1 protein-coding gene is annotated in these 392 nt (G+C 66.8%); it reads right to left on the minus strand.

Annotated features, from left to right (window positions below; translation table 11 throughout):
- Positions 1-190: 190 nt before the first annotated feature.
- The coding region (locus JHD80_RS27315) for a GreA/GreB family elongation factor (protein WP_199093735.1) at positions 191-392 on the minus strand (202 nt) is incomplete at its 5' end.

Raw genomic sequence — 392 nt, forward strand, 5'->3', positions numbered from 1 at the left:
CATCTGCTGTACGAGCGCGTGGAGCGCCACGTTACCAGCTGGCACATGGCGCTGCGCTGGCAGGCGGGCCTGGAGGGCACCGGCCTGATCGCGGCGTATCTGGAAGGCCTGCGCTGAGGCGCGGTGCATCAGTCCACAAACAACAAAGGCAGCCGGTTGGCTGCCTTTTTCGCTTCACGCCGGTCGGCGTTCAACGGTGCAGCTCGCCTGCGCTTTCCGGCAGGAACTCGATGGCATCCACGCGCACGGTGACCTGGCCCGAGGGGCCGGCCATGCGCGACTGGTCGCCCACGCTCAGGCCCAGCAGGGCAATGCCCACGGGCGCGAAGACCGACACCTTGTCGGAGCTGCCATCCATCTCCTTGGGATAGACCAGGGTCAGCGTGTTGGAC

The sequence above is a fragment of the Allobosea sp. ASV33 genome, assembly GCF_016428755.1.
Lineage (GTDB): Bacteria > Pseudomonadota > Alphaproteobacteria > Rhizobiales > Beijerinckiaceae > Allobosea.